The sequence below is a fragment of the Sulfitobacter sp. S223 genome (genome assembly GCF_025143825.1).
GTDB lineage: Bacteria > Pseudomonadota > Alphaproteobacteria > Rhodobacterales > Rhodobacteraceae > Sulfitobacter.
Genome location: NZ_CP083561.1, coordinates 62,829 through 88,293, shown reverse-complemented (window position 1 = coordinate 88,293; position 25,465 = coordinate 62,829). Strand labels below are relative to the sequence as shown.

6 protein-coding genes are annotated in these 25,465 nt (G+C 57.3%); 1 reads left to right on the top strand and 5 read right to left on the bottom strand.

Features of this window, described 5'->3' with window-relative positions:
• Positions 1-8: 8 nt before the first annotated feature.
• The 4 genes from K3757_RS18495 to repA all read right to left on the bottom strand — a co-directional run bounded on the left by K3757_RS18495 (position 9) and on the right by repA (position 23,111).
• Entirely contained in the window at positions 9-19,385 is a 19,377-nt protein-coding gene (locus K3757_RS18495; RefSeq protein WP_260001352.1) for a hypothetical protein, read from the bottom strand.
• 314 nt (positions 19,386-19,699) lie between these two features.
• The gene (gene repC / locus K3757_RS18490) at positions 19,700-20,764 is read right to left on the bottom strand and encodes a plasmid replication protein RepC (protein ID WP_260001350.1); all 1,065 of its coding nucleotides are present in this window, start codon (positions 20,762-20,764) and stop codon (positions 19,700-19,702) included.
• Between the two features lie 181 nt (positions 20,765-20,945).
• Positions 20,946-21,911 carry a plasmid partitioning protein RepB gene (gene repB, locus K3757_RS18485; protein WP_260001347.1) on the bottom strand — a complete coding sequence of 322 codons (966 nt, stop codon included), beginning with the start codon at positions 21,909-21,911 and terminating at the stop codon, positions 20,946-20,948.
• Entirely contained in the window at positions 21,912-23,111 is a 1,200-nt protein-coding gene (gene repA, locus K3757_RS18480; RefSeq protein ID WP_260001345.1) for a plasmid partitioning protein RepA, read from the bottom strand.
• Between the two features lie 672 nt (positions 23,112-23,783).
• Between repA and K3757_RS18475 the strand changes: the two genes are divergently transcribed.
• Positions 23,784-24,440: a GntR family transcriptional regulator gene (locus K3757_RS18475; RefSeq protein WP_260001343.1), complete on the top strand. Its 657-nt coding sequence runs from the start codon at positions 23,784-23,786 to the stop codon at positions 24,438-24,440.
• Between the two features lie 3 nt (positions 24,441-24,443).
• On the opposite strand, the gene K3757_RS18470 is transcribed toward K3757_RS18475, so the two are convergent.
• Positions 24,444-25,427, bottom strand: a complete 984-nt coding sequence (locus K3757_RS18470; protein WP_260001341.1) for a class 1 fructose-bisphosphatase — start codon at positions 25,425-25,427, stop codon at positions 24,444-24,446.
• Positions 25,428-25,465: the final 38 nt, after the last annotated feature.

Here is a 25,465-nt window from a genome sequence, read left to right as displayed (position 1 = left end):
CCCGTTCCTCATTTCGTTTTCGTCACAGTTTTTTCGATCACAAGCTTGTACCTACCCTTACCGCGCCATTTCTTGCGGATAAGTTTTTCCATCTCGCGCAGACGCGCGCGGCCCATTTCCGGCGGCTCGTTCCGGCCCAGCACATAGGTCATCTGAAGCATCGAAGGTTTCTTGGCAATTTGCCCGATCAACCCGTCAATCGCCCCGGACAGACCCGCCTTGGGCGCGCTGCCTCCGCTTTCGAATGCAGCCGCTGTCAGGTCAATGTCGACAACATTACCCAGACGCGCACCAAAGTTCAGCTTGGCGAATTTACCGGCTGTCAGGCGCACCACGCGGGGGTTTTCCGTCGTGACAGTATAGCCTGTCGGCAAAGTGCGCGTATCAAGCTTGAGCATGAAGTTGCTACCAATGTCACGCGGCAGGGCCGCACAAGGCAATGAATAGCGACCATGTTCGTCTGTCGTAATCTTGATCCCGTCCGGCGTCACCAAACGAACCCCCGGCAGGCCCGGTTCTGACTGGTCGCGGCGCGCGGGCGTGCGATCCAGTTTGCCGAATTTGCCGTTACCGACATAGCTGTCATCAATGATCGGTTCGGGCAATGTGCCCGGCCCGTCCTGATAGCCGTTGCCGTTGCGGTCATCAAACACGCGCCCGATCACATCAGAACAGTCGAAGACGTGTTCAGGATCAATGCGCACCGCTGCTTCAGCAATGTTGGACAAAGTCCGGCCAAAGCGGTCTTCAAGGTATGTACGGTTTACCCGTTCGCCGAACTCACCCGTGCGGGCCACGCGAACCGCAAAGGTCACAACCGTCGTGGCACTTGTTGCCAGATCATTGCGCCATTCCAGACGGCGACCGGTTGAGACAGGCTCAACCTGCGTGCCGTTCACCCGCGCCGAACCGGGCGTGTACAGCAGACCCGAAGGCAGCTGATCGACGATCCGCGCATTCGGAATGTCCCGTCCCGAGTTATTGGCGAAGCTCAGCGTATAGTTGATCGTCTCCCCGAAGACAGCCGTGCGGCGGTCTGCGGTTTTGGTTGCAACAACTTCTGTCACCGCGCCACATGCCGTCAGCGGGATGTTATTCCCGATCAGCATCGGATCGCCCGCCTCAATGGTGAAGCTGGTGTAGAACGGATTCGCCTCCGCGCTGGCATCGGTCAGCAGATTGGTTTCACCCGCAGGAAGCGATCCGATAACACCCGGATTGGCAGGCGCATAGCGGCCCGCATCCACATTGCCACTGGTGGTCCGTGCTGTCGAAGGCTGGGTTTGCGTCGGATAATCAAGGCCAAGCGTATAGGTGCCGGCAGCCGTCACGAAGAATTGGAAATTCCCGTCCGCGCCGTCCCTTACGATTGTGATCGGGCCCGTGGTCCCTACCCCTGTTTGCGTCACACCGCCGCCCGAGACCGAGATCTGGCCGCCAGAGAAAATGCGCCCGTCGTCCTCACAATAGAATGTGCCGGTGGGGTCATAGTCAAAGCGGTCCGGAATACCGTCACCGTCACGGTCGGCTGTCGGGGATTCCAGATAGTCGGGAATGCCGTCACCATCCTGGTCGGTGGTCTGGACAACAACTTCGCCCTCTGTCGGTTCACCCAACTGGGTAGAGACAACAGACGCCGTATTTGGTGAACCGGGTTGACCAGTGGACGTGCCATAGACTGCAACCAGTGTGATGGTGCCCGTTGCACCGGGTTCCAGCGTGGCATCACCGGCGATCAGCGCAGTATCGGCGCTGCCATCGTAGCCCGCGTTGGCGCTGCCGCCATCAAAGCCCGCAATGGTTACCTGTGGCGGATAGGTATCGCCCAGCAATATGGCCGGTGACAAGAAGGATACCAGATCATCGCGCACCTGAACGCCCGATTGGGTGATGTTGCCTGTGTTGGTCACGGTGATCGTAAAGGTCGCACGCTCAACAGTCGGGAACAGGAGCTCGTTCGTGCCAACCGTTTTCAAGATATCGAACGAAGGCAGTCCCTCGATCCGCACAACCGTCGGATCATCCAGCCCTTCACCATCATCATCCGAGATATCCAGAAGGCTTGCGCCTGTCGGCGTCAAAGCTGTAGCGGCCACCGTGTTGGTCAGCCCCCCTGCATCAAGATCGGACTGGATCAGTTCGACGCTGGCCGTGTAGGTGGCAGTCTCACCCGGTGCGATTGTCCCGGCAGGCGACGCGGGATCGCCATCGTTGCCAGCAAAGACCAGCGGCAGGCTCCGCGGATTTTCTCCGTCCAGATCCGTCAGACTATCAGTAAGGCTCAGTCCGCTTAGGGTGACGTTGCCGTTGTTGAAGGCCGTGACAATGTAATCCACCGCCTCCCCTGCTTGCGTCCCAACATTTTCGCCTGCGACTTTGATCACTTCGAATGACGGCACCAGATCGATTGGCATCACTGTCGGGTCGTCGGTTAGGTTGCCGTCCGTGTCGATCCCGTCGTTCGACAAGGCCGACAACGGATCACCAAGCACATCCAGCCCGCTTACCAGTGCGCTGTTGGACAGACCGCCCGCGTCAATGTCGGCTTGCGTCAGCACATGGGTTACACGCCAAACGGCGGTTTGACCCGGTGACAACACCGTTGGTACCGACTGCGGAATGATCTCTGCGGGCACAGGGCTACCGTCAACGCGGGTCATGGTATCGGATGCCGTGAGGTCGCTGATATCCTGATTGCCGGTGTTTTCGGCGACCACTTCGAATATCACCATCTCACCCACTTGCGTCGCAGGCGTGATGACGGTTTTTACCACATAAAGTTCGGCTGTGGTCGCCGCGCGGAATTCTGTCACGTCTTCCGTCGTCTCACCATCGCCATCGATGCCATCGTCAGACACATCACTGACCGCCGTATTCACCGGATCGCGCGCGTCGACTCGTACCTGGTTCAGCAAACCACCGCTGTTCAGATCGCTTTGGCGCAAAGTGCGGGTGGCAGTATAAATCCACGCCTCATCCACATCCAGAACACCATCACCGTTGGTATCGCTGACAGATTGCAGCGCAAACGGCGCATCCAGCGCGATAGCTGACCCGTCAAGATTGGTCATCGTGTCGATCACAACGACATTGCGCAGGCTTACGTTACCGGTGTTTTCTACTGTCAGAGTATACCGGACAGGTGCACCCAGCACGCTCGCCGCCGGTGCCACAGTCTTGGTTGCTTCAAGGCTACCAAGGCGCTCTGGTCCGGGTGTTGTGACGATCACATCATCAGATACTGTCAGGCCAGCCGGGCCATCGCCTGTCAGGCTCGCGGTATTCTCGATTTCGCCGGCATCAACGTCCGCCTGCGTGACCACATAAGGCATGGCACAGGTAAGGTTGCTGGTCCCCGGCGCAATGCGCGGGATTTCACAGCTATAGGTATCGTCCAGCACATCGCTGATAACCAAATTGGTCAGCGTCACGTTACCTGTGTTCTGCACTTCGAACAGATAGGTCAACGTGCTGCCAACCTCACCGAATGGCGTCGGGGTCGCTGTTTTGATCAGGTTCACAGCAGGGGTCGCTGCAATGTCGATTACCACAGTGGTTTCTGCGTCTACCGCGTCACCCAGCGGGCTGATGCCGCGCACGGTTGCGGTGTTACTCAGGCTGCCGGCATCCACGTCTGCTTGGGTCACGGTGTAAATGCCGGAACATTCAAGCGTCGCGCCGCGCAACAGCTCGTCCTGCGTACAGGTGAAACCGGTCAACAGCGGGTCACGCACGGTAACACCGCGCAGCGTCTGGTTACCCGTGTTCTCGGCAACAAGCGTATATGTCACCTGCTGCCCGGCTTCTGTCAGCTCGGTTGTCGAGGGTGTTTTTGTCAGCGTCACGTCGGGCGCGATATCAGCGCCGACCGTCACGCTGGAAGGTGGCGACGTCACTGGCGTGTCATCAGTACCGAAAAGGGTTTGTGCATAGGCTTCGTTAAAGACCTGCCCGCGATCCAGATCGGATTGCGTCACGTTGTAGATACCGCCACATGTCACTGTCTCACCTGCGCGCAGATCGGGATCAGCCGTCGATGGCGTGTAACAGGTCACGTCACCAAACAGCACATCGGTGACAACGACAGGAGAAGCGAAGGCCCGCGTACCAGAGTTGGTCACAGCAAAGTTGTATTCCAGCGGATCGCCCACTTCAGAGAACTCGGCGCTTTCGGTGGCGGATTTCACAATGCTCAGCGCAGGAACGCCCTGCTCCGGGATCGTCTCGGAGGCAAGCGGCGATGTGGTCGTACCATCGCTGGCGCTGGCAAGGTTGGTCACACTTCCCAAATCAACATCCGTCGCCGTCACGATGTATTCACCTTGGCAGACATAGGTCCCGCCGGGGGCAAGCCCGTCTTCGGGGAAGGCCGCACAGGTAATCGCGGAAGCCGGAATAAGGTTATCGGTTACCGTTATCGGCGCGGTGATGGTCGTGTTGCCCGTGTTGGTCGTCGTATAGGTATAGACCGCGACAGCACCCGTGACGAAATCAATAGCGTCGATCGGATCAGCTGTCTTGTCCAACGTCAGCGCAGGTGTCTGCTGCGCCAGAATGGTTGCGATCGCCTCTTCGGACACCGTGTCATTCGAACTTGCAGTTGCGGCGTTGTCGATCTGGCCCGCATCAATGTCGGACTGTGTGACGGCATAGGTTCCGGTACAGATCAGCGAGGCAAGCGGCGCAAGACCGCCCTCTGGCACTGCGGCACAGGTGATTTCACCGCCCGCGTCTGTGATCAACGGATCAGAAATGCTTACTGGTCCTGCAAAGGTAATGTTACCGCTGTTGGTGACTTCGAAGGTGTAAGGCAGCAGTTGGCCCACGCTATCATAGCTGGCAGGCGCGTCTTCTCCCAATTGCTTGACCAGCGTCAGCGCAGGTTCTGCCGGCACGTTCAGGACGGTCGGGTCATCCACAGTATTACCGTCTGCATCGTCGGCATCGGCAGTAATATCGCTCAATGGCGACCCGACAGGCGGCGTGCCTGCCACGCGGGCAGTGTTTTCAATGCCGCCTGCATCAATGTCGGCCTGCACCAGCGTATAGAACGCGCGATAAGTCGCAGTTTCACCCGGTTTCAGGACTCCGACACCAGAACCAGCCGATGCGCCCGTAAAGAGCGGTTGCGCGTCCAGTGCCAAGGCTTCGCCATCGGCGCGGGTCAGCGTATCGCTCACCACACCCACATTGCTCAGGGTTACGTTGCCGGTGTTCAGGATCGTAATCTCGAACCCGATTGCACTGCCGACTTCCGGCGTACCTGAAACAATCGATTTACGACCTTCGATACCGGGGCGCGCCGGAATAAGCGTCGGTGTCGGGTTATCGTCACCATTCGCAGGCACCCCGTCATCAGAGGCATCCAGCACAAGGGATGCGTCAGGTGACACGCCGCGTGCGGTGACCTGATTGTTCACCCCGCCTGCATCAATGTCTTCCTGCGACAGCGTGTATTCGGCCGTGTAGGTCCAGACTTCGCCGACTTCCATCAGACCGATCTGGCCAACGTCACCGCCCACAAATTGTGGCTGCGGTGCAGGGCTGACCGTTGTGCCGTCCACACGACGCAAGGCATCAATCAAGCTGATGTTGCGCAGTGTCTGGTTGCCGCTGTTGGTCACGCTGATCGAATAGATCAGCACGTCGCCGGACATTGGTGGATCGGACAATCCGCTTTCGTCCACGGTTTTCAGGGCCGTGAGTGCCGGCGCATTGACCTCTGGCGTGATCTCAACCGTGTCGCTGAAGGAAGGTGAATTCCCGTCGGGGCTGGTGGCTGTGACCGTTGCGGTGTTGCGCAGCAAGGTCTGGTTATCCACATCAGCCTGCGTGACGGTATAACGCGCGCTGAAGGTGGCGACATCGCCGGGGGCAAGAACGCTCCAGACACCGTTATCGTCAACGCTGTCGCTGCTGTCATTCGCAGGGGTGGCATCCGTACGCAGGCTGTCTTCGCCCACTGGCAACGCATTGGTGCCGGAAGCGGACGTATGTGCATCCGCGACCGTGACATCGCTCAGCGTGAGGTTGCCGGTGTTGGTGACGGTGTAAGTATAAGTGATCTCCTGGTCTACCGCGACATTGGTTGTCAGGTCGGCGGTTTTCTCCAGCAAGATCTGCGGATTGGCAATCGCGGGCACTGTCAGTGTCGCAGTCTCCGGACCCGGCGTTGCGGGCAGCGGAACCTCGGCAGAGAAAGCGCGCGCGATGTTGGTGATCGACCCTGCGTTCATGTCTTCTTGCGTCACCGTATAGGGTGCCTGACACAGCAGGCTTCCGCCGGGGGCAAGACCACCGGAGGGAACAGGCGCACAAGAAACATTTGCAATCCGGTCATCCGTTACCATCGGCTGTGCCGTCAACGTGATGTTACCGCTGTTTGTCACCGTATAGGTATAAGTGATGATCTGATCAGCCGCTGTCACCTGCTCCACATCAGAGGTTTTCACGATGCTGAAGGCAGGCGCGTGGTCAGGTCCGCGCACGAACAATTCGTCTTCGGTGATGACTTCGGGCGCGTCCGGCGTGGCTGCAACAGCCGTACCATTCGCCACGTTCAGGAAACCGCCAAACGGCACCTGCCCTGCGTTCACCGCGTCCACATCTTCCTGCGTGGTCAAATAGGATACCACACAGCTGCCGTTAGCCTGATCAGGCGCAAGCGTACCAAGATCACAACTGGACGGAGACGTTGTACGCACGTCAGACACTTCGACGTTGTTCAGCGTGACGTTGCCAGTGTTGCGCGCACTCAGGCGGAACTGGATCAACTGCCCGGCAGCGGTAAAGGCAGGCTGGCCTTCGACAGGTTGCGGCACAAGTGTCTTTTCGACTTCTAGCAGCGGATCCGCGTCCGCAAGTGGCGCTGCCACCTGAGCCTCGGCACCTTCGGTGGCACCCTGCGGGGTCTGGCCGGTCGCTCGGGCCGTGTTCACCAATGAGCGGCTGTCAAAATCGCTTTGCTGCACGCGGTACGTGCCTTCGCACACCAGGGATGCATTTGGCAGCAGCACCACATTCGACGGAGCGGCCGCGCCGTCCACCGTACAGGTAAGCACTGGCAGCATCGCATCGGCAATGGCCACACCGGACAGCGTTTGGTTGCCGGTGTTCGTGGCTGTCATGCGGTAGGTAACGTCTGCTCCGACGGCGATGTCACCCAGTGGGGCAACAATCACTTTTCCAAGGCTGAGTTCCGGCATCGCATCCGCATCAACGGTTTTGGTAACCGCTACGGAATTCACCGGCAGCTCGTTATCTGTTCCGGGGGCGAAAACAGTCTGCGCAATCGCCTCGTTGGTGACAAAACCCGCGTTCAGATCATCCTGTGTGATCAGATAGATCGCAGTACAGGTGGCACTTTGACCGACACTGAAGACACCTTGCGTGGACGCATCATGACAAAGGATTGGATCTTCGATCCGGTTATCGATGACCAGAATGTCTTCATTCAGGCCAACTTTTGAATCGTTGAGCACCGTATAGGTATAAGTGATCGGATCGTTCACAGCGGCAAAAGTGATATCGCTTGGAACACTTTCCTTGGTGATCCCAAGCGCCGGGATCGCATCGACAGGATAGATCGCGCTGTCACTGGGCGAAGTGACGGGCGCGCCATCAAAGGTGCCCGAAACAGAGGCGGTGTTGTTGGTCGCACCCAGCTCCAAATCCTCTACCGTCAGGGTATAACTACCAGAGCAGGTGACGCTTGCGGCGGGCAGAAGCACGCCGCCTTGCAACGCAGGGCAGCTGGCGTCAACGGCGAGTGAATCGTTCACCACCAACGGACCATCTATGGTGACATTGCCGGTATTGGTCACCACAAATTCATACGACAGCAATGTGCCGACATCAAAGAGGTCGGGCGATGCGCTGAGCAGGTTCTTCTCCATCGACAACTCGATGGTTTGGACCGCAGGGGCAGTCGCCGTGACAGGATCAGACGTTACGGGGGCGCCATCAAAGATCGCTTCGGATGTCGCTTCGTTTGTGACGAAACCACGGTTCAGGTCTTCCTGCTCTGCTGTCCAGACATGGCTACAGCTGACTGTTTGTTGCGGCGCAAGCGGACCTGCAGCACAGGCAAGACCGGCACCGATCTGGTCATCATCAATGGTCACAGGACCTGCCAGAGTCACGTTACCAGAGTTGGTAACCGTGAAGATATACGTGATCTGGTCACCGACTTCGCTGAAAGAACCCGCCGACGTGCTTGCGATTGCCTTGGTTGTGATCAGCTCTGGCTCTTGCGCGGCAGTAATCTCAACCGAGGATGGATCAGAGCTGGCGACAACAGATGTCGGATCACCGGGTACGACCGGCAACAGCGGTTGGTTGACGTTGGCTGTCGCGATGTTTTCGAACGTGCCGAAATCCAGATCATCCTGCGTGATCGTATAGTTACCCGTGCAGGTCAGGCTTGCCTGTGGCGCAAGCGGTGGCGCGGGGCAGTCAATACCGCCAAGTCCCTGCGCATCAATCAACGGATCGCTCACGGTGATCGGCGCAGTGATGGTCATGTTGCCTGTGTTGGTGACAACGAATTCAAACGGCACAACCTGATTGAGCGTGGTGAACGGCAAAACAGCACCCGCCCCGACCTGCTTGAGCAGATCGATCTCTGGCACACCCTGAAGGTTGACCTCGGTCGGGTCGTCTTCGGTATTGCCGTCGGCGTCATTTCCATCGTCCGAGGTGTCATTCACCGGCAATCCATCAGGATCGGTCGTCTCTACCACCGCCGTGTTGCGCACACCGCCCGCGTCAATATCCTCTTGCGTCAGGCTATGCGTGCCGCGGAACTCCCACGTTTCACCAACCTCAAGCGCACCCGCAGTGCCACCGTCACCACCGGTAAGCGACGTGCTTAGCGTCAGCGGCGTGCCGTCGCGGCGCGTGAAAGTATCGGTCAGACCCACGTTATCCAGTGTCACGTTACCCGTGTTTGCAACCGTGATCACAAAGGCGATCTGATCGCCCACCTGAACCGGCGTTTGCAGCGCGGACAGATCGGCCTGTTTCACAACGTCCAGGCCGGGAGCAGCCGGAATAGAGGTCAGCGTCGGATCATTGTCATCCTCACCGGGTGTCGCTTCATCAGATGCATCGGAAACTGTCCCGCCGCCGGGCAGATCGCCTGTGGCCAAAGCTTCGTTGCTGATCTCACCTGCGTCGATGTCCTGCTGGGTCAGCGCATATGTCGCCGTATAAACCATCGGCACAGTACCGACCGCCAAATCCGGTGCGGTGGTGCCACCGATGACAGAGCCACCACTTTGCAACGTTGGAACAGGGGCCGTGCCCGTACCGCTAAAGGTCGTCTCGGACAGGACAGGGTCCAGAACGCTTACGTTACCCAGATTGGTCAAGGTATAGGTGTAGGTTATGATATCGCCGACCGTGGCCACACCGTCTGTACCCAAATCAAGAACAGAGGCTTTAACCAGACCAATGGCTGGCGCACCCGCAAGCGGCGTCTCCGTCGGATCGCTGTCCGCAGGATTATCGTTTGTATCATCCGAGATATCGCTGACGCTGTTGTTCTCCGGATCAGTCGCGCTGCCGACAGCTGTGTTAGCCACACCGCCTGCATCAATCGCGACCTGATCAATCACGAACTGTGCAATATAGATCCAAGTTTCGCCGACATCGAGGCGTCCGTCATTGTCCAAATCGCCGTCGTCATAGGTCGGACCGCTGGTAAGATCCAATGCCACGTTATTGGCGCCGGTCAGTGTATCGGTCATCGTCGGCGATGTCAGCGTCACGTTGCCTGTGTTCGCAAGCGTGATTGTATAGTTGATCACATCGCCAACCTGCACCGGCGTGCTGAGCAGCGGGAAGGCGCGCTTCACGGTTTGCAGCGCCGGTTCACGTTCGATCAAGGTGGTTGTCGGCTCATCCCCTGCGGTATCCGCAGGATCGGATTCATCGCTGACACTGTTGCCCGCAGGATCATTGGCGGAAGCTGTCGCTTGGTTGACAACTTCGCCCGCATCAATGTCATCTTGCGTCAGAATATAAGTCGCAGTGAAGACAACCGTGCCGGTCCCAACAGGCAGGTCCATCACGGCCGCATCGCCGCCTATGGCCACGCCACCGCTGGCATAGGTCGGCACAGGCGGCATCCCTGTTCCGGCAAAGCCGGTTTCGGTCACGGCAACATCATAAAGCGTCTGATTGCCCTCGTTGCTGATGGTATAGGTGTAGGTGATCGTGTCGGACACATCCGCCCGTCCGTCTGCACCTGTGTTCACCACGGACGTTTTCAGAACAGCCAGATCAGGATCGGTGCCGAAAACAGTGGCTGTCGGGTCATTGCCCGGATCGTTATCGCCATTCGCATCGGTTGCACCGGCATCATCATCCGACACGTCGAACAGATCGTTCCCGAACGGGTCTTTCGCCTCAACCAGAACCGAGTTTGCCACCCCGCCGGCATCAATCGCCTGCTGGTTCAGCTCAAAGCTGGCTGTGTATTCCCAGATTTCATCGGTATCCAGCGCGCCGTCACCGTTGGCATCGCTGGCCGCAACCAGATCGGGGCCAGAGGTCAGCGCCAAAGCATCCCCGTTTGAATCAACCAGCGTATCCGTAAGCACAACTGTGTTCAGCGTCTGGTTGCCCGTGTTGTCCACAAGGATTGAGAACGTCACGACTTCGCCCACAACCGCAGGGTTACTGACCGCAGACACGTCCAGACGTTTCTCAACCACCAGAGCAGGTGCACCGGTAAGCGCAACAAGCGTTGGGTCGTTCGCAGGATCGTTGTCCCCGTCGGCATCGGTTGCACCAGCATCATCGTCAGACACATCCGTAACGGGATTTCCGTCAGGATCGGTTGCCGTGGCAGTTACGCTGTTGGACAAACTGCCAGCGTCCAAAGCGGGTGTCGTCAACGCATAGGTAGCAAGATAGGTCCATGTTTCACCGACATCCAACAGGCCGTCATTATTGTCATCGCCCGCATCAAAGGTCGGTACTGTCGACAGCGCCAGAGGATCGCCGTTGGCATCAAGGATCGTATCAGCCAGCACAGGGGCACCCAGCGTCTGGTTGCCTGAGTTGATGACCTCGATGGTAAAGCTCACCACCTCATCCAGAAGCGGAGGATCGCTAAGCGCTGAAACATCAGCGCGCTTTTCGACCACCAGTGCAGGCGCTTCTTCAATGGTCAAAAGGGTTGGATCATTCGCAAGATCGTTGTCGCCGTCTGCATCCGTGGCACCGGCATCATCGTCAGACACATCCGCGACAGGATTGCCGTCCGTATCAGCAGCCGTGGCTGTAACAGAGTTTGAAATACCACCGGCGTCCAGTGCAGGCTGGGTCAGGTCATAGCTTGCCAGATAGGTCCAGGTCTCACCCACATCGAGGGTGTTGTTGCCATTGGCATCCCCGGCATCGAATTGCGGCACCACTGTCAACGCAAGCGGGCCACCGTCGGCATCGGTCAATGTGTCCGACAAAACTGGCGCCGTCAGCGATTGGTTACCGGTGTTGGTAACTTCGATCACAAAGTTGATCGTGTCACCCAGCGCGGGAGGATCGGACAATACTGTCACGCCCACACGTTTCTCGACCGTCAGTTCCCCTGCGCGGTCCAGCGGCGTGACCGTCGGATCATTTGCATCATCTGCAGCACTGTCATCGTCAGACACATCGCTGGTAGGAACCCCCGCCGGGCTTGCGCCTGTGGCGGTCGCCTGGTTGGAAACTTCGCCTGCATCAAGGTCTTCTTGGGTCAGCGCATAAGTAGCAGTAAACGTGATCACCCCTGCCCCGACAGGCAGATCAAGAACAGCCGGATCACCACCCAGATCGGTACCACCTGTGCTATAGGCCGGAACCGGTGTGACACCTGCGCCACCAAAGTCGGTTTCCGTCACAGCAACGTCAAGCACATCCAAAAGGCCCGTGTTGCTGATCGTGTAGGTGTAGGTAATCGTGTCATCCACATCCAGAACACCATCACCACCGTCGTCAGTCACGGCGGTTTTGACCACTGCTATTTTCGGAATGCCGTTCAGAATGACATCACCCGTCACCGCATCACCGATGGTATCAACGCCCTGCGGGTCTTCGGCAGTCACATCCACCGCGTTGCGGATTCCCCCCGCATCAATCGACTCCTGCGTGACATCGAAGCGGCCGATGTAGTTCCACGTCTCTCCGATATCGAGCAGACCGTTGGTGTTGGTATCGCCGCTATTCGCGGGATCAAGCGCCATCGGCACGGTCAGTGCCAGCGGGTTGCCACTGATGTCAGTCAACGTGTCGGTCAGCTCTGGCGCCAAAAGCGTCTGGTTGCCGGTGTTGGCCACCGTCACAGTGAACGGCACTTGCTGCCCTACCACAGCCGGAGTGGTGATGTTCGTTTCATCTGCCGTTTTCGTAACAACGATCGCAGGCTCTTTCGCCGCAGTGGTTACGGCGGCGTCATCCTGCTGTGTGGCAATCCCACTGTCATCAGGGCCTGTGCCTGTTACCGTTGCGATGTTGGTCAGGGTAAACTGCTGGTCGATATCCGCCTGCGTGACGGTATAGGTCGCGGTGAATGTCACCGCATCACCGGGGGCAAGCGTGCTCCAGACCCCCGCAGCCGCGCTATCGGTCGAGGTACCTGTTTCATTCACATCTGCCGTCAGCGTTTCACCATCCATAGGAAGCGTCACAGTGCCCGCAGCAGAGGTGTGCTGGTCATCGACAGTCACATCCGCAAGGGTGACGTTACCGGTGTTGGTGACAAGATATTCATAGGTGACGTCTTCGCCTACGGCGATGGCTGCGGCTGGTGATGCAGTCTTGGCAACGGTCAGCAAGGGTGTGCGTGTTGCGTCGATGGTCAAGGTAGCAGTGTGATCCGGTGACGGTTCAACCTGACTGCTGCTGACGGTGGCAACGTTGGTCACAGCACCGCTATCAAGATCTTCCTGCGTGACGTTATAGGTCTGCGTGCAGCTGTATTCATCCAGCGGCGCAATCCCGCCAACGGGGAAAGGCTCACAAGAGAATGTGCCGATCTTGTCGTCAACGATCTGCGGTGTTTCCGTCAGGGTCACGTTACCGACGTTGGCCACCGTGTAGGTGTAGGTGACCACTTCGTCATAGGTGTCGATGAGGGACTTGTCGGCCAGTTTCGACAGGATCATCCCCGGCTCGCGGTCGGGACCACGCACAAAGACGTCATCTTCGCGGGTGATCGGATCAAGTGCTGCGTTGTTCGGCGTCGCGGTGACAGAGGCCACGTTGGTGAAGCCGCCGAAAGTCTCACCGCTATCTGTATTGATCGCGTCAATGTCTGCCTGAGTGACCGTATATTCGAACGTACAGGTCGCATCGGTCGCCAGCGGCGCAATCGGGCCGATTGTACAGCTGGTTGGCACCACAAGACGGCTGTCTGTAACGGTCGCGGTTTGCAACGTGATGTTGCCCGTGTTCTCGACCGCTACGGTAAAGGTAACCTTCTGGCCAACGGCGCTAAAGTCTGTCTCTGGTCCGACGGGGCGATCTGTGGTCTTGGTAACGACCATCTCAACGATTGGCGGGACCAGCGTCAGCGCGTGATCATCGGTGCCATCAATGGTGATACCCTGCGGATCGGTCCCGGTCGCCGTCGCTGTGTTCACCAGAGATTGCGCATCTACGTTGGCCTGCGTGACTTCATAAAATCCGCTACATTGCAGCGCCTCGGTCGGCAAAAGCACAACGTTGCTTGGCGCGGCTGTATTCGCAGGCAGCACGACGCAGGTCAGATCAGGCACCAGCGGATCGCTTAGCGATACACCGGACAGCGTCTGGTTGCCGTCGTTGGTCGCCGTCAGGCGGTATTCCAGAGACTGGCCCAAAATCGCACCCGTACCGACAGGTGTGATCATTTCTTTGAGAACGGTGAGCGATGGATCCTCTGCAACCGTCACCGTCTCATCAGCGTTCGGAGAAACCACGTTCGTGCTGCCGAATATCGTTTGGGCGGTTGCGTTGTTGGTTACAAAACCGCGATCAAGATCAGCTTGCGTCAGGGTATAGTCGAACTCACAAATGATGGTTTCAGTCGTGCTTAATGCTTCCGCTGGCACGGTTGCGGCTGTCTTACAGACCAGCGGGCCAGCGATCGTATCGTCGACAATAGTGATTTCTTCCACCAGTCCGACGTTGCCTGTGTTGGTCACGGAATAGCGATAGCTCACGACATCTGTGAGGCTGTCCAATGCAACCGTCCCGTCAACAGGTGTGCCTGTCGCGGCCAGCGCTTCTTTGACAAGCGACAGTGCTGGATCCGCATCTTCGGGATAGATTGCATCGTCGCTGGGCGAGGTAACGGGGTTGCCGTTGAATTGGCCGGTCGCCGTCACCACGTTTGTCGCCGCGCCTAGCGCCAGATCATCCACTGTCACATTATGCGTTGTGGTGCAGCTATACGTCTGCTGTGGCAGCAGTTCATTGTTCGGCAACACAGGACAGCTAAAGCCGGACGGGAAGTCCACGAGGCTGTCATCAAATACAATCGGACCATCAATCGTCACGTTGCCTGTGTTGGTCAAAACAACAGAATAATACAGCTCTTGAGGCACATCGAAGACGCCGACACGATCCGTGCCGGTATATGTTTTCTCTACCTCAAGCGCGATCGTCTGAACCGCGTTGATCGTGACGCTATCGCTTGGTGAAGCAACAGGTATGGTGAGACCGTCATCATCCACAAACGTCGTATCGGCGGTAGCTGTATTTGTGACAAAGCCATCGTCCAGCGCTACTTGATCCGCCAGATAGTCCTGCTCACAGATCACGACACCGCCCGGCACCAACGGCGGTGTCCCACAGTTCACAGTCGTGATTTTGTCATCGGTGACCGTGATCTGGTTCAACAACGTGACGTTGCCAATGTTGGTCACGACATATTCGAAAGTAACCACATCATTCACGGCCGAATAGCTGGCGCTTGACCCCGATTTCACGCGTTTGTCGATGCGCAGTTCTGGCTCTTGTACGGCAAAGATGGTCACGCTGTCGGATGGAGAAGTTGCCGTCACGCTTGTCGGATCATTCAACGCCTGCGGAATCACCGGTTGAGTGATGGACGCGGTCGCGACGTTGGTGATCAAGCCGGCATTCAGCATCGGTTGGGTCACTGTCGCGGTTGCCGTACAATCAATGAAATCATCAATCGCCAGACCAGCCGGTGGCAAAGCGGGACAGCTGACCGACGTAATCTGGTCATCGGACACGGTGATCGGGGCGGTCAGCGTGATGTTGCCACGGTTATAGACGCGGTAGGAATAAGACAGCGTCTGTCCCAGCGCGTCAAAATTCGCAGTGGTTGTTGTCTTTTCGATTTCCAGTGCGGGCAATTGTTCGGGGCCTGCAACGGTCACGGTGGCCGCGTCAGAAACAGGTGTCCCCTGCACAGAAGACTGGCCCGTGACTTCGACGGTGTTGGTGTAGCTGCCCAGATCAACGTTATTCTGGTCAAACGTTTTGGTCGCTGTCAGCGCCCCGCCGCCATCGGCAACGGAACATGTTGAGGTCGATGTATTCGGCTCCAAATCGTCAAGCGAGCAGGTGAAACCCAGATCCGGGTCGTTCAGCACCAGATTGGTCAACGTCACGTTGCCAGTGTTGGTCACGCTAAAGGTATAAACTTCGCTATCCGAAACAGCGGTATATACGCCATCATCAAATGCCTTGGTCACGACAACAGACGCCTGCTCGGCCGGAGCTTGCACAACTGCGGTTGAGGTTTGATCAGCTGGATCGCCTACACCAGCAGGTGCATCCACCGTGATCCCGGCAGTATTGGTGATCTGGCCTGTGTTCACATCCTCTTGCATGGTCACATAGGTCGCCGTGCAGGTACGATCTATCGCGCCCGGTGCAAGTTCGGGGATGGAGCAGTTCACCGGCGTCCCGAAGAACGGGTCGGTTATTGTTATATTGGTCAGCGTCACGGTACCCGTGTTCTCAACCGTAAAAAGGAAGTCGACGCTCTGACCAGCAGCGGTGAACGCGCTGGGGGCGGATTTCAGGAAGGTATAGCTGGCGATGCGATCAGGGCCGACGACCCGTGCATTGTCAGTCTCGTCTGCGAAATCAGCCGAAGACAAAGTGGCTGTGTTCAGCACTTCGCCCGCATCGATATCATCCTGCGTGACCGTATGCACATAGCTACAGGTGCGGTCGATCCCGGTCGGAGCAAGGCTGGCGATGGAACAGGTGTAGGCCCCATCAAGGCTGTCTGTCACAGTCAGATTGGTCAGGGTCTGGGTGCCTGTGTTCTCAACCTCGAACGTGTAGGTGATCTGTTCGCCCACCGTTGTAAATTCGGTACGGTCGGCCTGTTTGTCGATGGTGGCCGTCTTGGTGCCTGCACCTGCAAGCAGGGTCGCGGTGCTGGTATCGCTAAAGCTTTGCTGTGCGCCTTGGGCAGGCTGCGCGGAAACTGTTGCGGTGTTCGGGATGGTTTCAAGGTCCACATCCAGCTGCTGGACAGCATAAGTCGCGGTACAGCTATCGCTGTCGCCCGGCGCGATATCGGTGAGCGTACATGACAGGCTTGGAATAAGCGGGTCGGTGACGGTCGCGGTGCGCAAAGTCACGTTACCGGGGTTGGAGACCACAAAGGTATAGCTCAGCTCTTGTGTGACCGCGTTGAATACTGCCGGTCCCTGCTTGTCCAATTCAACCAACGGATTGGCCACAACCGGCACTGTGGCCGTTGCCGCGTCAGAGGTGATGATCGTCGTGACGCCGTTATTCTCATACGGGAACGAAGCAGTGGCCGTGTTAACGACCTGCCCTGCGTCAAGCTCCGCTTGAGTGACACCATTTCGCGTGCCGGTACACTGGAACGTACCACCCACGGGCAGCACGGGCGGTTGGACACAGGTCGCGGGGCTGCTTAGCAGCGCGTCATCAATCGTTACCAGTTCTTCGGGATTGCGCAGCACACGGTCACCGGTGTTGGTCACGGTGAAGGTATAGGAGATGGTATTGTTCAGCGCGTTGACGCTGGCGGTGTCGGCGACCTTGGTCAGGGACACTTCGGGATTGAAATCAGGAGAGACCTGCGCGCTGACCTGATTGGAGGCGATTGGACCGGCAAAGGCCGTGGCGGTATTGACCACCACACCAGCAGCCGCATCGGTAGGTGTTATGATATAGTCCGCAGTACATGACTGCGTCTGGCCCGGTTGGAACGGCGTAGCAAAGCACGAGAACGTCCCGATCTTGTCATCCGTTATGGTTATTTCGGACACACCGGTATTGTTGGCGAGGCGAACATTACCTGTATTGGTCACCTCGAAGGTGTAGGTGATTATATCACCCACTTCGAATTCCGCCGCTGTGACAGTCGGCGCTGTTTTTGTCAGGCTGATCGCTGGCAACTGTACGGCAGGTACGAAAACGCTGTCAGTATTAGAGGTGGTTGTACCGCCGTCCGGTCCGGCAATGGTCGCGGTTGCGGTGGCTGTATTGGTGACGCCGCCGGTGCTCAGTTCGTTCTGCTTTGTTGAATAGACTGCCGACTGACACGTAATCGAAGTCTGCGGCGAAATCACCGTTTCGGTACAGGTGACCGCCACAAGGTCATCAGTGACTTCGGGCGCCAGCAAATCAACGTTGCCGGTGTTGGTCAGGATATAGTCATATTCAAGCGCGGTACCGGTGGTGGTGAACTGGCTTGGGGACGCTGGGTCCAGCTGCTTGTCCAAGGTCAAACCAATTGTGCGGACGGCTGGAACAGTCGCGGTATCGGAATCAGTATCCGTTGATCCACCAACTGTAATGGTCGCACTAGCCGTGTTGACGAATTCGCCCTGGTTGATGTCCTCCTGAACAACTACATGGGTTGCCGTACAGGTCACGCTATTGCCGGGCGGCACCGGCCCTGCCGGACAGCTAAGCGTGTCGGCATCGGGGTCTGTCACTGTCGGGGCAGCAGGGAATGACACGTTACTGTTATTGACGATCACAAGCTGGTAGCTCAGCACCTCGCCCACCGCGTCATAATCAGCAGTCAATGCCGTTTTGGTCAGTTCCAGCGACACGTTTGCGACAGGACCGGGAAGATCAAGAGTGTCAGTTTCGGTCACACGGCCATCGCGCGGCGTGTCGGCTGATACGGTCACCGTATTGCTCAGTAAGTTGGCAGGATTCGCCGCGTAGTCATCTACGTCCGATTGCAGCACAGTATAGCTACCTGCGCAGATGAAGCTTTCGGTCGGAGCAAGATCAGGAACGTTACATACCAAAGATGGAATAAGGCTATCGGTGACGGTGAAGTTACTCAACGTTACGTTGCTGTCGTTGCGAATGTTGAAACTATAAGGAACGGTCGTTCCAGCATTACCAAAGCTGGAAAGCGTCGAGGTCTTTTCCACGACAAGGTCCGGCATTGCAGCCGGGCCAGTTATCGTAACGCTGTCGGACAACGTCCCAAGTCTACCAAAGTCGGGCACACCGGTTGCACTGGCCACGTTGGTCACGCTTTGAGTATCAATGTCTTCCTGTGTGACAGTATAGGTTCCGGTACACACAGCAAAATCAGGGTTCGGGGCATTCCTTTCAACATCGAGAATGACTCTGTCCAGACATTCAACCGAGCTGATTTTGTCATCAACCACGGCAAGCTGCCTGATCGGGACAGAGCCGATGTTCGTGACTTTGTAGGAGAATTCAATTTCCTGACCAACGAAACTATAGCTGGTCGGGTCCGCTGTTTTCTCAAGCGTATAACCGGGCGCAACCGTAACGATGTTAGGATTTGTCAGCGTCCCACCAAGGGTGAAATCCCAATAGTTATCATTGGGGTCGCGGTCAAAGACCTGGGTAGTGGTCTGGTTCGTTGTCAGAATGTTGGATAGCAGCGCAGAGTTTGTCGTGCTGAACCAGCCGGTGTTAAAGGTGTTGTTGCCAAAGCCCTGAACCTGCCCATAGCTGATCGTACCGTCCGCGTTGGTGATGTCTGTGGTGACGTTGCTCCAGTTGCCAACCGTAAAACCGTTCAGCCGCAACGTGATGTCATTTTGGTCGAAACCGTTGACTTGCGTATCACCGTCATAGGCTGAAAACCTGATATAGACATTGGCAAGGGCGCCGCCAAAATAGTCGGTACAGGCCGAGAACCCACAATCAAGCTGGATCGGATTGTTGATTGTAAAAGGGTTGCCACGAAACGCCGCTGGTTCGCCGGTTGATTGAAAGCCAACGAACGCGCCTGTGGGGTTTGAGAACTGGTAGTAGACGTTGCCATTCACACCAACCAGAACAAAGGCGACACCGCCTGCCTCAGGGTACTCAGCCGGCAGCGTCAGCGAAGTTCCTGGAACAGCCGTAGTGAAAGGCGTCGCTTCCGCGCGCAATACCATACCAAAAGAAAGCATTATCCCCAGAAATACGCTTAGCAATCTGGTAAGAATCTGATTTCGCAACATTAACCGCCCGTCTTTTCTCAACAAAAACGCAGGGACGAACGCCAAACACCAAGATTCCCGCTGCGCAACACCCGCTATTACACAATGGTATGGGCAACGATGGTATTTATAAGCAAGGGGAAACACTGGACTATCCGCTGCATTCCATAAATTTTATGGCCTTGTTGCGCGAATTCCCCAAAAACGGGCATTTTGACCGGATTGCTGACTCCCACGTACAGAAAAATACCTAACATCATGTTTTATAACGTTATTTATAGTTGTCAGCTGACAATTGGCAGATGATTGCCCTTAGTCGTCTTGTTTAGAAGGAAAAACAAGTCCAACTGTCCGGCCACATCCTGTTGGACAAGTCGCCGCAGATACCCACCGGGGTTACCGATGGTTTTCAAACTTTCAAGAATACAGAGAATCGAGATGATCGCCCGCTTTGGCCCCATTCTGTGCAAGGCTTGGGCATAGACGTTTGCTTCTATTCCCATCATTGGTGCCAAGGCGTGTGCCACACGAGATAGATCCTGCCAGCTGTGCACAGGTTCTGGAAAGAAGCTCTGGTATTCTGAGCATTGCGTGACAACATCTTCGAAAGATGGCGTATCGTTTTCTGCGTTGGTTTCTCTTTCAGATAATATTTTAGATTCTGTCTGTATGTGCCGCTCAATTTGGCTGTCAGAGCTGCTCGTTTTGAATGTTTCATGGATGATTGTCAGCCGATCAATTGCGGCTTGTAACGCTGGGCCATCTGGTTTGCGGCGGAGTAATCTGAACGCTTCTTCAGTTTGTTCGCAGGGGCCCTGCCCCTCAATGATGTGCTGTCGGAGCGCCGCGAGTTCCGCGCGGAGGCTTTGTAGTGCCGCGCGGACATCTTGGGCCGCTTGTGCGCGTGCGGTGATTTGCGCAGACATCCGTGCGATAGGTGATAGATCAAACCCAAAGGCCAAACGGCCCTGCCCCGCCCGACCACGCGCAAAGCGTTTGCGGTTGGCGCTGTCATGACGGCTGACAAGTCCGCTTGCCACCAGCGCCGCCAAATGACGCCGCAGCGTGCTTTCTGGCATGCCACCCAACCTTTCTGACAAAGTCTGGTTGGCGGGAAAGACGATGCTGCTCAGTGGTGTGGGTGCGATCATCCGGTCGGGGTGAAAGCTCATCAAGGCGCGCAGCACAGATAGGCTGCGGTGGTTCAGCCCGAAATCAGCAGCAGCGTCTGTCAATGCAGTCAGCAATTGCCACTTGTCGTGCAAGCCTGTGTCATCCTTGCGGGGTCTTTGTGTCGCGGGCACAGCAGTATTGTGCCGCCCAAACGATGTCCGGTGGTCCTGTTTCATCACAATTTCACGAAAGACAAAGGTATCCCGGCCCTGCACCGCGATGCAGAGTTGACAGAGTTTCCGGTGGGGGCTATCTCAGATGTGCAAAGATCGAGAACGGCCTTCCGGAAGAAATTCTGGGGGGCTTTTCTTTTTTGTCCTTAGGGTTCGTGCCTTCCTTATTATTGTTGCTACTTCCTCAGTCTTCTGACCGCTCTATTTGCCAGCGGTCATGAAGGTCTTGCAGCAGCGCCTCGGCGTTACTGTCGAACCAGGCGTCAAACCCGTCTGCCGTCTTCGCGGCGATCGTAAGCGTGACACCTTTGCTCGTTGTCTTGATATCCCCCAGCGCGCTGCCGTCTGCCTTGCGCAGAGTGCGCGGGCGCGGCGCGGTTTTGGGGGCTTTTGTGGCGGCACGGCTGGCGCGCTTGAATACTGCGTCAAACCGTTCGTCAGAGCCAAGCTGCGTGAAATCAGGCGTGTTCATCAGTGCGGTTGCATGGCCGGTGCTATTGTTTTGCTCCAACGCTTGCGCCAACGCCATCCAGCGATCACGCCCGATGCCGGGTGCGCTACCGATCTGGCGCAGGAAGGGCAGGGGGAATGCCGTCCCGACCTTGAGCATCCGCGACACCATCGGCAAATCAATCGACAGCGCTGCGGCGATTGTCTGCCGGTCATATTCCTGCGCTGCCAACTGCGCCGCAAAGGATGCTTTTTCGATAAAGCTCAGATCCTGACGGGCGGTGTTTTCCTGCCCCTGCGCCATGACCAAGGCATGATCGTCCAACTGCCGGATCATCGCCTTTACCGGCTGACCCAGATCGCGCAGCGCCATCAGGCGGCGGCGACCATAGACAATCTCGTACCGGCCAGCCTTGGTCGGGTGGGGGCGCAGCAGAACGGGGACTTGCTGGCCGTAGGTTGCAAGGCTTTCGCGCAATTGGGTTTGTGCCGCGCTATCTACGCCCAAACGGTCTTCGACGCCTGCCTCATCAATCAGGGCAACGTCAATTTCCTGGACCGCGTTTTCTTGCAATTTGGTCAGGGAAGATTGCAACGCGCCGACAGCACCACGAGGCGCCTGTGATGTCGCGGCATTGGGCGCGGGACGCCGTTGTGATTTGGCGGGAATATCGCCTCCCAAGATGCCTTTACGTGCCATTTAACGCCCCCATGCCTGTTGCAAGAGTGATTCAATCTCGTCGTTCACAAGATTGAGTGAATCCAGCGCGCGGTCGTAGGTGTTTCGGTGAAACGCGCTCCGCTCGACCTCATAGACCGTTTGTTGGGTTAGGCCCGCGTCGCTGATCGCGGTGGATTTCAGCATCGGCGCGACCATAACTTCGTCTCCGAACAGCTGGCGCAAGAAGGCCACGACCTGCTGCTGCGGCCCGTCGTTCGGTTCATACCGGTTGATTAGGAAGCGCATAAAATCAAAGGTCATGTCTGCACCTGCACCGGACACAACATCCAGCAGGTCCGCGCTCATTTGCAGGAACTGCGACATGGACGCGACATCCAGCATGTTGGGCACGATGGTGATCACCACGCCGGTAGAGGCACACAGCGCGGACATCGTCAGATAGCCAAGTTGCGGTGGGCAATCGAAGATAATCACATCGTATTGGTCTTCGACCTCTTGCAAGGCAGCGGCCATGCGCGCGTAAAATGCGGGCTGGATATTGGCGCGCAACGCTTGTGGTGTTTCGTGTTCGAATTCCTGCAGCAGCAATCCGCCCGGTGCCAGATCAATCCCGGTGAAAAATGTCTTTTGCACAATGTGGGAAAAGGGCAGGGGATCATCATAGCGGATCGCGTCATAGATCGTGCCGGAGTTCAGGAAATCCACCTCGGGACGATAGCCAAACAGTGTTGTTAGAGACGCTTGAGGGTCGATATCCACGGCAAGCACACGCAGACCCTTTAGCGCCAGACGCTGGGCCGTGTGGATCGAGCTGGTGGTTTTGCCGGAGCCACCTTTGAAGTTCAGAAATGAAAGTACCTGAACTTTATCGCCTTCGCGGCGGCCGCGCATATAGGTTCCGGGCGTCTTCGCGGTGGTCTCAAGAATTTTGCGAATATCCAGCAAGGTCTCTGCATCGTATTGCCGTCTGCCGCCAGAAGTAGACTCTACATCGGGGATTTTTTCGTCAAAATGCAGTTTGCGCAGGAAGCTGGTGGAGATGCCAAGCAGCTCTGCCGCCTCTCCGGCCGAAAAGCGGCGCAGCTCTTTGCGCGCGTCTGGCGCAAAGACCTTCAGCATGTGGCTATCAAGCGCTGCCGCAAGGTCTTCCGCATTCTCCCGAATGCGGGTATTGATATCAAACTGCACCATAGGGGTGCTGTCGGGCCGATTTCCCATTGTCCTGTACCGCCTTTAACGAAGGCTCTGCGGCCTTCTTTGAGTAACGCTTTATTCCGATAGCGCCTTTAATTTCGTTTCTTAGCGGATAATCACTCTGTTTGGCAACTGATTCCTCACCCGCGCGGCGGCGGGGCGGCATTCTTGGGCCGCTGAAGGGCGGGAGCTGGACAGATTTTAAGAATTTCAAAACGCATGTGGGAGCATAGCGGCAGCCAATGGCAGCGCAGATTCTGTAGACATGTTCAGCATTGGCGGTAGAGCGAACGGTTGTGTAACAGCGCGTGATGTTTGGGGTGGGGGCGTGAAGTTTCCGACGCGCGCACAGGAGGTCTCAGTCGCCTGGTCGCGGATTTAGGCACGACCGATCCCGCGCTTTTGGGGGCGGCATGGCGCGCCGGTTGTTCGCCCACAAGTGACCGATGCTACCGCATCGGGTGGCGCATGGCTGGCGGGACAGCCCGCAGGGTTGTATCCGGATATGGCTCGTTGCACTGAAAGCTGGGCGCTGGAGCGCACGTTCACCCCCGAAATGGCAGAGTAAGGTCGCGCAAAACGCTATGCAGGATCGGGCAGGGCGGTTCAGGCCAAACTTAGTGTCTGATCCTTATGGTAAAGGCGTGCAAACCTTGCCATGATACTGCACCAATAACGTAAACCATAGGCTGACCGATGAGCTCTACCACCGCGCCGCTGCCCGACCACGAAGTGACCTACCGCAAGGCCCGCGACCTGATCCTGTTCGGAGAGCTGTTGCCGGGGGAAGCGGTGACGATTCAAGGCATCGTTGACCGTCTTGGCACGGGGATCACGCCCGCGCGTGAGGCTATTCGCCGCCTGACCGCCGAAGGCGCTTTGCGGGCCAGCGACAACCGTCGCCTGATGGTTCCCGAACTGACGATAGAACAGCTGCAAGAGCTGACATATGCCCGCACCGGTATCGAGCCACAAATCGCGCGTTTGGCCGCCGTCGGGATGGAACCTGCGGATATAGACACGCTTGAACAGATCGACGAGGAGGTCAACACAGCGCTGGCCGCTGGCGACATCCGCGCCTATCTGCGCCACAACCACCGTTTCCACTGGACGCTCTACGCCCATTCCGAGGCCGAGATTCTGATGGCCACGGCGGCGTCACACTGGCTGCGGGTTGGTCCGTCCTTGCGGGTGATGGTGAAGCAGGCCCGGACAGATCCGCTGCCGGACATGCATGAGGTCGCGATTCAGGCCCTGCGCGACGGTGACTATGAAACCGTCGGCGAGGCCATCCATAACGATATCCTGCAAGGCCATGCGCACATTGCGCAAGGTCTCGAAGAAGCGGATTAGGCTCTACTTTCGGTGATATTCCTCGATCACGGCCACTTCATCGCGTGAGCCAAGAATGACCGGCACGCGCTGGTGGTGTCCTGTGGGTGCCACCTCCATGATCCGGCCACGACCGGTTGAAGACGCGCCGCCCGCCTGCTCCACCAGCATGCCCATCGGGTTTGCCTCATACATCAGGCGCAGCTTGCCGCCTTGTGCGGCATTACCTGCGTCTTGCGGATACAGGAACACGCCGCCGCGCGTCAGGATGCGGTGGACATCGGCCACCATAGAGGCACACCAGCGCATGTTGAATTTCTTGCCGCGCGGGCCGTTCGCTCCGCGCAGGCAATCGTCAATATAGCTGCGTACAGGCTTTTCCCACAGATCATAGCGCGAGGCATTGATCGCGAACTCCTGTGTCTGTGGCGGGATTGTCATCTCGGGCTGGGTCAGCAGAAACTCACCTGAACCCGGGTGGTGTGTGAAGCCGTCCACGCCCTGTCCGGTGGTGATCACCAGACCCGTGGAAGGCCCGTAAATCGCGTAGCCCGCAGCAACCTGTTCGGTGCCTTTGATCTGTACGGCATCGGCCTGCGGCGTGATCGCCGCGTCCAGCCGCACGATCGAAAAGATCGTACCGACCGACAGGTTCACGTCCAGATTGGATGAACCATCAAGCGGATCGTAGTAGACCACGAAATCACCCGCCTTTGGTGCTTCCTTGCGCCAGTTCACCTCGTCCACTTCTTCGGACACGAGCGCGGCCAGCGACGGGTTTCCGCCAACAATCTGCTGGAACACCTCGTCCGAGATCACGTCGAGTTCTTTTTGCGTCTCGCCCTGCACATTTTCGGTCTCGGCGGCCCCCAACACACCGGCAAATGCGCCGTGACGCACGCGGTCTGCGATCATCCGGCAGGCGGTGGCGATGTCCTCCATCAGGATCATCAGATCTGTGTCGGTGCTTTGTGCCTGTAGGTGCTGGCGCAGGGTGGTCTGTGTCATGGCGGGGCCCTTCTGAGTTCGCGCCGACTTTGAAGCCA

What these genes read in the sequence shown, in the direction of transcription:
- K3757_RS18495 (WP_260001352.1), bottom strand. Translation starts at nt 19,385, where the DNA reads ATGCTTTCTTTTGGTATGGTATTGCGCGCGGAAGCGACGCCTTTCACT.
- repC (WP_260001350.1), bottom strand. Translation starts at nt 20,764, where the DNA reads ATGAAACAGGACCACCGGACATCGTTTGGGCGGCACAATACTGCTGTG.
- repB (WP_260001347.1), bottom strand. Translation starts at nt 21,911, where the DNA reads ATGGCACGTAAAGGCATCTTGGGAGGCGATATTCCCGCCAAATCACAA.
- repA (WP_260001345.1), bottom strand. Translation starts at nt 23,111, where the DNA reads ATGGGAAATCGGCCCGACAGCACCCCTATGGTGCAGTTTGATATCAAT.
- K3757_RS18475 (WP_260001343.1), top strand. Translation starts at nt 23,784, where the DNA reads ATGAGCTCTACCACCGCGCCGCTGCCCGACCACGAAGTGACCTACCGC.
- K3757_RS18470 (WP_260001341.1), bottom strand. Translation starts at nt 25,427, where the DNA reads ATGACACAGACCACCCTGCGCCAGCACCTACAGGCACAAAGCACCGAC.